The sequence below is a fragment of the Streptomyces sp. NPDC001902 genome, from assembly GCF_042891295.1.
Taxonomy (GTDB): Bacteria; Actinomycetota; Actinomycetes; order Streptomycetales; family Streptomycetaceae; genus Actinacidiphila.
Genome location: NZ_JBIATA010000022.1, coordinates 67,462 through 80,200 on the forward strand (window position 1 = coordinate 67,462; position 12,739 = coordinate 80,200).

Sequence of the window (12,739 nt, forward strand, 5' to 3'; positions counted from 1 at the left end):
TGCGACCCGGCCGGAGCGCGTCTCGCACCGTTGCGGCGTCACGGGACGCGGGCGACTCCTGCGTAGATCCCACTGTCCTCGGGGGACGGCGCCGGGGAGGTCCTGAACCACTCCGGGGCCGTCACCAGGCCGGGGGCGACCAGGTCCAGGCCGTCGAAGAAGCGGGCGACTTCCGGGCGCGAACGGAAGCCGAGGCGGATGCCGCCCTTGGCGTACTCGGCGGTGACCTGTTCGGCGAGCTCCGGGAAGAGATCGGACGCGGCGTGGGACAGGACGAGGTAACTGCCCGGCGGCAGCGCGGCCAGCAGGGGGCGCACGATGCCGTGGGCGTCCTGCTCGTCGGGGACGAAGTGCAGCAGGGCGATGAGCGAGAGCGCGACGGGGCGTGTGAAGTCCAGGACGCCCCGCGCGTGCTCGACGATCTCCTCCGGCCGCCGGACGTCGGCCTCGAGGAAGTCCGTGACGCCCTCGGGGCGGCCCGCCAGCAGCGCCTGCGCGTGGTGCAGCACGAGGGGGTCGTTGTCCGTGTAGACGACCTTCGCCGCCGGTGTCACGCGCTGGACGATCTGGTGCAGGTTGGGTTCGGTGGGGATGCCCGAGCCGATGTCGAGGAACTGGTCGACGCCCTGCGCGGCGAGCCAGGCGGCGGCCCGTTGCATGAACTGCCGGTTCTGCCGGGCCGCGTCACGCGCCTCGGGCGGCAGCTTCTCGCCGACGGCCTCGTCGACGGGGTAGTTGTCCTTGCCGCCCAGCAGCCAGTCGTACACGCGCGCCGGGTGGGCCCTGCTGGTGTCGATCCGCGGTGAGTGGGGGGTGGTGCCGGTCGTCATGACGGACTCCATCGCCGAGGGGGGGTCGGTCGTGCTGTCGATCACGGCAGTCTCGCACACCATGTCCCAGGCCAGCATGGGGAGTTGGCTGAGGTCACGGCCGCGTCCCCACGGCTTTGGTGTCACAAATGGCGACATCTTCGGGCGCTCCCGAATTCACGGCAAAACGGTGGGAGCATTCATTCCCCTCCTCGAAACTTTCGGGGAAAGCGGGGCCCCGGCCGCATCGCCGGTGGAGTTCTTTGGTTTCCGGTCGGTAAATTTCGCGGACCCTCCCCCGGGCTCTTAACCCGCAGGTCATCGGGGCCTCCTGAGGGCACCTCACCCGGCCGCCACGACCAGGTCCATCCGACCCGAAAACAGAGAACGCTACATTCCGATAGCCTCAGGTTCAAGCTCTTTACACGTCCTCTTCAGTGGTGATCGAATTCGTGCAATCATCCACGCTGGAGGGCAATGTGAGACCCCCTTCTACCCGAAGATATGCGGCGGCCGTGGCTGCCGCCGTTGTCGTCGCTCTCGTCACCCCTGGAGCGGCGAACAGCGTTCCCCCCTCCCCGTCGGCCCCGGCGACACCCGCGACCGCCGAGGCACAACGCACGCCCGCACGGGTCACGTTGGTCACCGGTGACAAGGTGACGGTGACCCAGGGGCCGAAAGGCACCGCGCCCGCGGTGGAGGTCGAGCGCGCGCCGGGGGCCACGGGCTCGGTGCGCGTCGCGACCGAGGGCGGGGACACCTACGTGTTCCCCGACGAGGCGGTGGCGTACATCGCGAAGGGGCTGCTCGACAAGCAACTCTTCAACGTCACGCAGCTGATCGCCCAGGGCTACGACGACGCGCACCTCAGCGCGCTCCCCCTGATCGTCACCCGCACCGAGGGCTCCGCCACCCTCACGTCCCGCTCCTCGGCGCTGCCGGGGGCCGAGACCACGCGCAGCCTTCCCTCGGTCCGCGGCGAGGCGGTCCGCACCCGGCGGTCGAAGACGGCGGCTTTCTGGTCGTCCCTCACCGGCACCGCGCGGGCCGACGCCGAACGGGCCGCGGCCGCACCGCGGTTCACCGCCGGCGTCGACAAGGTGTGGCTCGACGGCAAGGCGAAGGCGACGCTCGCCGACACCACGGCGCAGGTCGGGGCGCCCGCCGCCTGGGCCGCGGGAGGCACGGGAGCCGGGGTGCGGGTGGCCGTCCTCGACACCGGGGTGGACGCCACCCATCCGGACCTGGTGGACCGCGTCGTGGCGTCCCGCAGCTTCGTCCCGGACGGGAACGTCGTCGACCGGAACGGGCACGGCACCCACACGGCGTCCACCGTCGCCGGGACGGGCGCCGCCTCCGGCGGCAAGGAGCAGGGGGTCGCCCCCGGCGCCGACCTGCTGGTGGGCAAGGTCCTGGACGACACCGGATCCGGGACCATTTCGGGGATCATCGCCGGTATGGAGTGGGCGGCGCGGACCGAGCACGCCAAGGTGGTCAGCATGAGCCTGGGCGTCAGCGGCTGGCACACCCAGGACGATCCGCTGAGCCAGGCCGTCAACCGGCTGAGCGCCGAGACGGGTGCGCTCTTCGTCATCGCCGCGGGCAACGACGGGCCCGGCGCGTACAGCGTGGCAGCGCCCGGGACGGCGGACGCCGCGCTCACCGTCGGCGCGGTGGACGCGTCCGACCACGTCGCCGAGTTCTCCAGCGCGGGACCCCGGATGAACGACGACGCCATCAAGCCCGACATGACCGCCCCCGGCGTGGACGTGCTGGCGGCGCGCTCGCAGTACATGGAGTGGGGCGAGGGCTTCTACCGGGTCGACAGCGGCACTTCCATGGCCACGCCCCATGTGGCCGGGGCGGCGGTCCTCCTGGCGCAGAAGCACCCGCGGTGGACGGGCCGGCAGATCAAGGACGCCCTGATGGGCACCACCGTGCCGACCCCCGACTACAGCCCCTACCGGGCGGGCACCGGCCGGCTGAACGTGGCCGCCGCCTACAACCAGGACCAGGTCATCGCGACCGGATCGGTCGACGCGGGGCTGGTGCGGTGGTCGCCCGGTGCGCAGCGCCAGCCGGTCAAGCGGCAGATCACCTACACCAACACCACCGACCGCCCGATCACGTTGCAGCTCTCCGTCGACCGCGGCGACTCCCCGGCGCAGGTGTTCGCGTTGTCCGGCGACCGGGTGACGGTTCCGGCGAACGGCACCGCCACCGCCGAGGTCGTGGTGAATCCGAAGGGCCTCGCGGCGGGCCAGTACGGCGCCCGGGTCACGGCACGCCACGCGGGCGGTGACGTCCACACGGCGGTCGGGGTCTCCGTGGAGTCCGAGAAGTACGACCTCACCATCCGCCTGAAGGACCGCTCCGGCCGGCCCGCGAGCGGCGAGGTCGAGGTCCGGAGCGCGGACGGCGGTTCCACCTACCTGTGGGTTCCCGACGGGTCGCTGACCAGCCGCTGGGCGCCCGGTTCCTACATGGTCGCGTCGCTGGCGGACGTGCAGGGACTCCACGGGCCCCACTCCCTCGGGCTCGCGGTGCTGACGGCACCCGAGATCGAGCTCACCGGCGACCGCTCCGTGGTGCTCGACGCCTCCCGGGCCCGCCAGGTCAAGGTGGCGACACCGCAGCCGACCAGCGTGGTGAGCAGCAGGATCGACCTGTACCGCTCCTTCACCTCCGGCACTCCGACCCCCGGCGACGGGAGCGCCCTGCGCGAGCGGATCTGGCCCTCGGCGACGTACGACAGCCTGTGGGCGCTGCCGACCAAGGACAAGGTGCGCAAGGGAAGCTTCGTCTTCACCACCAGGATCCGTGCCGAGCAGCGGCCCCTGGAGATCACCTACCGGGGCCACCGCCTCGACGACCCCCTCGTGCAGCCCGGTTCCCGGCCGCTGCGGGACGGCACCTCGCGCCTGGACGCCGTCTTCGCCGGTACCGGCACGCGGGCCGAGTACGCCGGCGTGTCCGCCCGCGGCCGGGCCGTGGTGGTCCGCGACAGCGACGCCGTGACGCCGGCCGATCAGGCCGCGGCGGCGCGCGCCGCCGGTGCGGCACTGCTCCTGGTGGTCAACGACCGCGAGGGCCGCGGCAGCGACTGGTACGGCGACCCCGACAAGGTGACGACCGGGCAGCTCCCGGTCGCCTCGCTGTCCCTGGACGAAGGGGAGGCGCTGATCAAGGAGGCCACCGCCGCGGGCAGGAAGGGCGTGCGGCTGGCGGTCGAGGCGCATCCCGCGCCGAAGTACCTGTACGACCTGGTCGACCAGCACCTCGGACGGATCCCCGCGGATCCCTCCGCCAGGACGGACGCCCGCAGCCTCGCGCGCGTCGACGTCGACTTCACTCCGCCTCCGGGGCGGCAGGTCACCGAGTCGCGGCTGGACTTCCCGTCGTACGACTACCCGCCGTACAACGGGTTCTCGCCCAACGCGCTCCCCGCCGAGGTGGCCGCCCCCGGGCGCCGGACCGAGTGGGTCACGGCCGGGGTCACGTGGCAGCAGAACGCCACGCTGGACGGCTGGGGAAGTTCGTCGACGGACCTGTTGACCTACCGGGCCGGAAGTGTGCACAAGGACCGCTGGTTCGGGCCCATCACCCGGCCCCGCATGGTCACCTCCGACCTCCCGTACCGGGGCGAGAACGCGATGAGCGCCTACATCCAGGGGTTCGGCGACGCAGGCTCCGCGCACAGCGGCGGGTCGGGCATGTACCAGGCGATCTCGTTCTACCAGGGCGACCGCCAACTGACCCACATGGAGGGCTTCCCCTGGTTCGGCGCGGGTGACCTGGCGCCGGAGAAGCTCCCGTACCGGCTGGTCGTCGACACCAAGGGCGACACCGCGCTCAGCCCCTACTCCACCGCCACCCGCACCGAGTGGCGCTTCAGCTCCGGTGCGCCGGAGGGTGTGCAGGCCGTCCCGTTGGTGCAGTTGGACTACGGCACGGCACTGGACGCCGAGGGCCGGGCGCAGCGCAGGACGGAACTCTCCGTCTCTCCGGTGGTGCTCGGCAGCTCGGCCGCGGGGGACGCGGTCTCCTCGGTCCGGCTGGAGGTCTCCTACGACGACGGCAGGACCTGGCTGCGGCAGGGGCTCAAACAGAAGAAGGGCACCTGGCAGGCGGCTCTGAACGCGCCGCACCGGGCCGGCTACGTGTCGATCCGCGTCACCGCCGAGCAGCGCAACGGCGGCGGAGTCACCCAGACCGTCACCCGGGCCTTCGGCCTGAAGTGACACCGTGAGGGGCCGGTGCCCGGCACGACATCGTGCCGGGCACCGGCCCTTTCGCATGCCCGCCAGCGATCTTGCGTAGAGCACTCAATAAATTGCATCCCCTCCGAGCGTTCGCCACGCCGACTCCGGCTCATCGGGCCGCCGTTCCTAGGGTCTACCAGGGTCTATGCCGCCACGACCCACAGGCCCACGCGCGCAAACGATCCGCAAGTGACGCAAGCACGCCTCGGCCTCAACTACCCCTGAATTACAAGCTGTTGACAAAACCGAGACGTACGAGAAACCTAATGACGCAGTTTCCGCAAGAAGTTGACTGGCTGACTCAATTGGCGTGCATGGCCGGCTCTCACGTCGGGACGCTCCCCTTCGGTCCCCGCTTCCCCTGCTTCTCCTGCTCCCCCTGCTCCTCCTGGTTCCTCCCCGCCCGGCTGCCGCGCTCCCCGCCCCCCACGGAATAGAGGACCCTATGCATTGGAGACCCCTCGGCCGACGGTCGCTGTCCGCCGCCGTCCTGGCCGGGCTCATGACGGTCGGGCTGTTACCGATCTCCGCCACCGCCCAGGCAGCCCCCACGGCCTCGGACGCTGCCGCCGCCGACGTCAACCTCGCCCTCGGCCGCCCTGCCACCGCCGGCGGTTCCCTCGGCGCGTACCCGGCCGGGAACACCACCGACGGCGCCCAGGCCTCCTACTGGGAGGGCCCGGCCGGCTCCTTCCCCCAGTGGGTGCAGGTCGACCTCGGCGCCACCCGTGCCGTCGACCGGATCGTGCTCAAATTGCCCTCCGGCTGGGAGACCCGGACCGAGACGCTCTCCCTGCAGAGCAGCACCGACGGATCCTCGTTCACCACGCTCTCCGCCTCCGCCGGCCGGGTGTTCAACCCGGCCCAGGCCAACACCGTCGCCGTGGACCTGAGCTCGCCCGTCAACGGCCGGTACGTCCGCGTCAACGTCACCGGCAACACCGGCTGGAACGCCGCGCAGCTGTCCGAGCTGGAGGTGTACGGAGAGGACGGCGGCAGCACCGACCCGCCGCCCACCGGCACCAACCTGGCGCGCAACAAGCCGGTCGAGGCCACGTCGTCGACGCAGACCTATGTCGCCGCCAACGCCACCGACGACTCCACCTCCACCTACTGGGAGGCGGCCGGCCACCCGGCGGACCTCACCGTGAAGCTCGGCTCCGCCGCGGACGTCACCGCCGTGGTGGTCAAGCTCAACCCGGACCCGGTGTGGGGCGCCAGGACCCAGGGCATCCAGGTGCTGGGCCGCGGGGCGTCCGACACCGGCTTCACCTCGCTGCGCGACCGCGCGGACTACGCCTTCAGCCCGGGAACGGGCAACGCGGTGACCATCCCGGTCAGCGGCCGCTGGGCCGACGTGCGCCTGCGGTTCTTCTCCAACACCGGCGCGCCCGGCGGGCAGGTCGCCGAGTTCCAGGTCGTCGGCACCGCGGCGCCCGCGCCCGACCTCACCGTCACCGGCCTGACCTGGTCACCGGCCGCCCCGTCGGAGCGGGACGCGGTCACCGTGAACGCCGGGGTGCGCAACGCCGGCACCGCGCGCTCGGCCGCGACGACCGTGGACGTCAGCGTGGAGGGCACAGTCGCCGGCAGCGCCGACGTGCCCGCCCTCGACCCGGGTGCGTCCGCCACCGTCGCCGTCTCCACCGGAACCCGCGCGGCCGGCAACTACGCCGTCTCCGCGGTGGTCGACCCTCGCAACACGGTCGCCGAGCTGGACGACACCAACAACAGCCGGAACGCCGCGGACCGGCTGGTCGTCAGCCAGGCCCCCGGCCCCGACCTCGAGGTGACCTCCATCGCCACGAACCCGGCGAATCCGGCCGTGGGCGCGTCCGTCTCCTTCACCGTCGCCGTGCACAACCGCGGCATCACCGCCGCCGCGGCGGGTTCGGTGACCCGGCTCCAGGCCGGCACCACCACGCTGACCGGCACGACCGGTCAGGTCGCGGCCGGTGCCACGGTCAACGTGGCGATCGGCGGCACCTGGACGGCGACCGCCGGCGGGGCCACGCTCACCGCCACCGCGGACGCCACCGGGGTCGTCACCGAGACCAACGAGAACAACAACGTGCTCACCAAGTCCCTCGTCGTCGGACGCGGCGCCGCCCTGCCGTACACCGAGTACGAGGCCGAGGACGGCCGTTACCAGGGCACCCTGCTCACCGCCGACGCCAAGCGGACCTTCGGGCACACGAACTTCGCCACCGAGTCCTCGGGCCGCAAGTCCGTCCGCCTCGACTCCGGCGGTCAGTACGTCGAGTTCACCTCCACCACGTCCACCAACTCCATCGTGGTGCGCAACTCCATCCCCGACGCCTCCGCCGGCGGCGGAGCCGACGCCACCATCAGCCTGTACGCCGACGGCACGTTCGTGCAGAAGCTGAACCTCTCCTCCAAGCACAGCTGGCTGTACGGCAGCACCGACGACCCGGAGGGGCTGACCAACCGGCCGGGCGGCGACGCGCGGCGGCTGTTCGACGAGGCGCACGCACTGCTGTCGCGCACGTACCCGCAGGGCACCACGTTCCGTCTGCAGCGCGACGCGGGCGACTCGGCGGCCTACTACGTCATCGACCTGATCGACCTGGAGCAGGTGGCTCCGGCGCTGAGCAAGCCGGCCAACTGCACCTCGATCACCGAGTACGGGGCCGTCCCCGGCGACGGGCTCGACGACACCGACGCCATCCAGCGGGCGGTCACCGCCGACCAGAACGGCCAGATCTCCTGCGTGTGGATCCCGGCCGGGCAGTGGCGGCAGGAGCAGAAGATCCTCACCGACGACCCGCTCAACCGCGGCCAGTACAACCAGGTGGGCATCAAGGACGTCACCATCCGCGGCGCGGGCATGTGGCACTCCCAGCTCTACACCCTGACCCCGCCGCAGAACGCCGGCGGCATCAACCACCCGCACGAGGGCAACTTCGGCTTCGACATCGACGGCAACACCCAGATCTCCGACATCGCCATCTTCGGCTCGGGCACCATCCGCGGCGGCGACGGCAACGCCGAGGGCGGTGTCGGCCTCAACGGGCGCTTCGGGAAGGACACGAAGATCACCAACGTGTGGATCGAGCACGCCAACGTCGGCGTCTGGGTCGGCCGTGACTACTCCAACATCCCCGAGCTGTGGGGCCCCGGCGACGGGCTGGAGTTCACCGGCGTCCGGATCCGCGACACCTACGCCGACGGCATCAACTTCGCCAACGGCACCCGCAACTCCACCGTCTACAACTCCTCGTTCCGCAACACCGGCGACGACGCGCTGGCGGTGTGGGCCAGCAAGTACGTCAAGGACACCTCCGTCGACGTCGGCCACGACAACCACTTCCGCAACAACACCATCCAGCTGCCCTGGCGGGCCAACGGCATCGCGGTCTACGGCGGCTACGGCAACACCATCGAGAACAACATCGTCTCCGACACGATGAACTACCCGGGCATCATGCTCGCCACCGACCACGACCCGATCCCCTTCTCCGGTCAGACCACCATCTCGGGCAACGCCCTGTACCGGACGGGTGGCGCGTTCTGGGGCGAGGCGCAGGAGTTCGGCGCCATCACGCTCTTCGCCCAGGGCACGGACATCCCGGGCGTGACCATCCGGGACACCGAGATCCACGACTCGACCTACGACGGCATCCAGTTCAAGACGGGCGGCGGCTCCATGCCCGGCGTCAAGGTCACCGACGTCCGCATCGACAACTCCGTCAACGGCTCCGGCATCCTCGCGATGAGCGGCGCCCGCGGCAGTGCCACCCTGACCAACGTCACGATCACGAACTCGGCCCAGGGCAACGTACTGATCGAGCCCGGCTCCCAGTTCACCATCACCGGATCGCCGAACGGCGCATCCGCAGCGCGCAGGTCCGTCTGAAACCGGCGGGGTCCCCGGCTCACCGCGAGCCGGGGACCCCGCACGGTGTCACGTCCGGCCGCCGACCGGCGCTCGTGCCACGAAGGTGTGCGCGACGCCGGTCTGCCAGCCGGGCAAGGGCAGGACCCGCACCTGCCGGAAGCCCGCCCGTCGCATCCGTGCGGCGAAGACGTCGGCGGTGTCGAACGCGAGGACACTGCGCCACAGATGCTCGTACAGGGGGCGGTCCCCGGTCAGGCGCGCGACGGGCAGGAGCAGTCCCCGGCACACCGCGGTCCATACCGCGCGATGGCGAGGCCGCCCGCTGAGGGTGTACTCGTGCACCGCGATGCGCCCGCCGGGGGCCATCGTGTCCAGCACCCGGGCGAGGACCAGATCAGGGTCGGCCACGTTGCGGAAGAGGTAGGCGGCGAACACCGCGTCGAACGGTCCGGCCGTCCCCGCTTCGGCAAGGCCCTCGGCCGGGGCGTGGTGGAAGGTGACACCGGGGCCCCATCGCTTGCCGGCCGCGACCTGGAGCATGCCCTCGGAGGAGTCGACCGCGGTGATCCGCGCACGCGGGGCCGCCGTGAGCAGGGCGACGGTGGACGCACCGGTGCCGCACCCCAGGTCCAGCAGCCGCATGCCCGAACCACCGGCAGGCAGCCGCAGCCGCCGGGCCGACCGTCGCAGATGGGCGTGGTAGCCCGGATTGACGGCGACCATCCGGTCGTACAGCGTGGCGGCGTGGTCGAACGCGGACGCGAGTTCGCCACCGTGCATCAGGGTCATGCCGTGCTCCTCTGCTGCCGGAAAGGTACGCGGACGGCGAACGCCGGCCACGTCCGGCCAGTGCCCATCCCACCCCCGGTCCCGTCGAGGCGCACCTCGGCGGGCACGTCCACGGACGGATCAAGAAGCGCGTGTCCGGGTCGACCGTGGTCCCTCCCGGCCGCGGAAGCGGCGATCATCGCCACAACCGCTCCGCACGCGTCACCGTTCGGGAGGATCCGTTGACCGAGGCCGACCACCTGGATGCCGTCGACGTCGTGATCGTCGGGGCGGGCGCCGCCGGGCTGTCGCTGGCACACCGTCTGACGGCCTCGCCGGGTCCGCACGGCCTGCCCGCATCGGTCGTGCTCGTCGAGCCCCCGGCGGGGTCGCCCCTCCGCTCCCCCGCCCGGACCTGGTGCTCCTGGGAGCACGAGCAGGACGAGTACGACAGCCTGGTGGCCGCCCGCTGGCACCGGATGCGGATCACCGCCAGGGACGGCCGCCACATCTCGTTCACGTCCCCTCGCGCCTACCGGATGATCCGCTCGGCCGACTTCCTCCACGGAGTCGGTGCCGTACTCGAACGCCGGCCCGGAGTACGAAGGGTCGCGGCGACCGTGACCCAGGTGCGCGACGTGCCGGGAGGCGCCGAAGTGACCGGCCACGACGTGGCAGGACGTGCGATCCGGCTGAACGCCCGCTGGGTCTTCGACTCACGGCCCCCGAGCGACCTGCCGGCCGCCCGCACCACGCTCCTGCAGCACTTCCGGGGCTGGTTCGTCACCACCCGGGACGACCGCTTCGACCCCGAAGTCGCCGACCTGATGGACTTCCGCACCCGCCAGCCCGAACACGGCCTGTCCTTCGCCTACGTGCTGCCCTTCACCCCTCGCGAGGCACTGGTCGAGTACACGGAGTTCTCCGCCGAACCGATGACGGGGTCCGCTTACGACGCGGCACTGGAGGAGTACGTCCGCGGGAGGCGCATGGCGCACTACTCCGTGACAGCTGTCGAACAGGGGGTCATCCCCATGACGGACGGGCGCTTCCCCCGTCGCGCGGGGCGCAGCGTGTTCCGGATCGGCGTGGCAGGCGGCGCCACCCGCCCGTCGACGGGGTACTCCTTCGCCGGGATCCAGCGGCAGTCGGCCGCGGTGGCCGCCGCCTGGCAGGCCGGCCGGACCCCCCGGCCACCCGTACCGCACGCCGCGCGTCACCGCCTCATGGACGCCGTCATGCTGCGTGCGCTGGCGACCGGCCGGGCCGGTGGTGCGGGCTTCTTCGAAGCTCTGTTCAGCCGCAACCCCCCGGACCGGATCCTGCGTTTCCTCGACGGCACGTCAACCCTGCGCGAGGAGTGGGCGATCGGTCTCACCACACCGGTGCCGGCCATGCTGCGCTCATTGCTGGAGCTCCCCCTGGTTCCACGACGAAAGGCCACCGCATGCCCGTGAATCCCCCCTTCCGGCCGGTCCGTCCCGGCCGCGATCGCAGGGCCGGCCTGTGGCCGGCGCGGGACGGCGCCGATCGTGTTCCGGCACCTGGGCCCCGCGTCGCCGTGGTGGGTGGAGGCATCGCCGGGATCGCCGCGACCGCCGCACTCGCCGAGCGCGGCGTCCGGGTCGACCTGCTGGAGCGGGAGGAGGTGCTCGGCGGCAGGGCCGCCGGATGGCGGACCACTCTGGCCGACGGCCGCCCGGTCACGATGAGCCGGGGTTTCCACGCCTTCTTCCGCCAGTACTACAACCTGCGCGCACTGTTCCGTCGGGTCGACCCTGGTCTCGACTCGCTGCGGCCGCTGGCCGACTACCCGCTCCAGCGCGGCACCGGCGCCCGTGACAGCTTCCGCAACGTGCCGCGCACACCGCCGTGGAGCGTGCTGGGCTTCGTCGCGCTCAGCCCCAGCTTCGGCTGGTCGAGCCTGGCCCGGATGAACCCGCGGGCCGCCCTGCCGCTGCTGGACGTGCGCGTCCCTGAGGTGTACGAGCGGCTCGACGGGATCAGCGCGAGCGCCTTCCTGGACGACATCCGCTTCCCGGAAGAGGCCCGGGACCTGGCCTTCGAGGTGTTCTCGCGCAGCTTCTTCGCCGACCCGAAGGAGCTGTCCGCCGCCGAGCTGGTGCTGATGTTCCACATCTACTTCCTCGGTTCGTCGGAGGGGCTGCTGTTCGACGTTCCCCGCGAGCCGTATCCGCAGGCGTTGTGGGAGCCGCTGTCCGACCACCTGTCCGGGATGGGGACCGCCATCCGTACCGGTCGCACGGTCCTGGCCGTGCACCCCGACGGGGACGGCTTCCGGCTCACGGTCACCGCGACCGGTTCACCTCACGCGCCGCAGGAGCACGGGTACGACGCGGTGGTCCTCGCCCTCGACACGTCCGGGCTTCAGGCCGTGGTCGCGGCGTCACCCGGCCTGGAGAGGGGCGGTTGGCGCGCGGGCGTCGAACGCCTACGGCAGGCGCCGCCCTTCCTGGTCTCGCGCTGCTGGCTGGACCGGCCCGTGCGGCCCGACCGGCCCGGCTTCCTGGGGACCAGCGGCTTCGGCCCCGTGGACAACGTCAGTGTCCTGAGCCACTGGGAGGGAGAGGCGGCCCGGTGGGCTCGGGAAACCGGGGGTTCGGTGGTGGAGCTCCACGCGTACGCCGTCGACCCAGCCGCCGACCGGACCGTTGTCGAGGACTCGATGCTGCGCGAACTGCACCGGATCTACCCCGAGTGCGCCGGGGCGACCCTGGTCGACAGCCGCCACGAGTGGCGGCAGGACTGCCCGCTCTTCTCGGTCGGCGGCTACCAGGACCGGCCCGGCGTGCTCACCTCCCACCCCCACCTGGTGCTCGCCGGAGACCTGGTGCGCACCGCGCTGCCGGTGGCCTTGATGGAGCGCGCGGCGACCACGGGCATGCAGGCGGCGAACGCGCTCCTGGCGACCTGGGGCGTACGCGGCCACCCGTTGTGGGCGGTCCCTCTGGGTGGGCGGAACCACGTCATGCGCGCCCTGTCCCGATGCGGCTGAATCCGTCGAGGCCCCACGGCACCCC

The 12,739-nt window shown here is 71.8% G+C and carries 6 protein-coding genes; 4 read left to right on the forward strand and 2 right to left on the reverse strand.

Annotation, left to right across the window (positions count from 1 at the left end; genetic code table 11):
- Window positions 1-38: 38 nt before the first annotated feature.
- Window positions 39-830 (reverse strand): SAM-dependent methyltransferase, encoded by a 792-nt coding sequence (locus ACFYYN_RS30180; RefSeq protein WP_500548259.1) that lies wholly within the window; start codon window positions 828-830, stop codon window positions 39-41.
- 494 nt (window positions 831-1,324) lie between these two features.
- Here ACFYYN_RS30180 and ACFYYN_RS30185 point away from each other — a divergent pair, with 494 nt between their 5' ends.
- Entirely contained in the window at window positions 1,325-5,050 is a 3,726-nt protein-coding gene (locus ACFYYN_RS30185; RefSeq protein WP_500548260.1) for a S8 family serine peptidase, read from the forward strand.
- A 466-nt stretch (window positions 5,051-5,516) separates the two neighbouring features.
- The gene (locus ACFYYN_RS30190) at window positions 5,517-8,948 is read left to right on the forward strand and encodes a CARDB domain-containing protein (RefSeq protein WP_500548261.1); all 3,432 of its coding nucleotides are present in this window, start codon (window positions 5,517-5,519) and stop codon (window positions 8,946-8,948) included.
- A gap of 48 nt (window positions 8,949-8,996) precedes the next feature.
- Here ACFYYN_RS30190 and ACFYYN_RS30195 read toward each other — a convergent pair whose 3' ends face one another.
- On the reverse strand, window positions 8,997-9,719 hold the full coding sequence (locus tag ACFYYN_RS30195; RefSeq protein WP_500548262.1) for a class I SAM-dependent methyltransferase: 723 nt from the start codon (window positions 9,717-9,719) through the stop codon (window positions 8,997-8,999).
- Between the two features lie 221 nt (window positions 9,720-9,940).
- Here ACFYYN_RS30195 and ACFYYN_RS30200 point away from each other — a divergent pair, with 221 nt between their 5' ends.
- Together ACFYYN_RS30200 and ACFYYN_RS30205 are read left to right on the forward strand one after the other, a co-directional pair.
- A complete protein-coding gene (locus tag ACFYYN_RS30200) occupies window positions 9,941-11,155 on the forward strand; it encodes a lycopene cyclase family protein (RefSeq protein WP_500548263.1) in 1,215 nt (404 codons plus the stop codon).
- Complete coding sequence (locus tag ACFYYN_RS30205; protein WP_500548264.1) at window positions 11,146-12,714, forward strand: FAD-dependent oxidoreductase; 1,569 nt, start codon at window positions 11,146-11,148, stop codon at window positions 12,712-12,714. The genes ACFYYN_RS30200 and ACFYYN_RS30205 overlap by 10 nt, the downstream gene beginning before the upstream one ends.
- Window positions 12,715-12,739 lie beyond the last annotated feature (25 nt).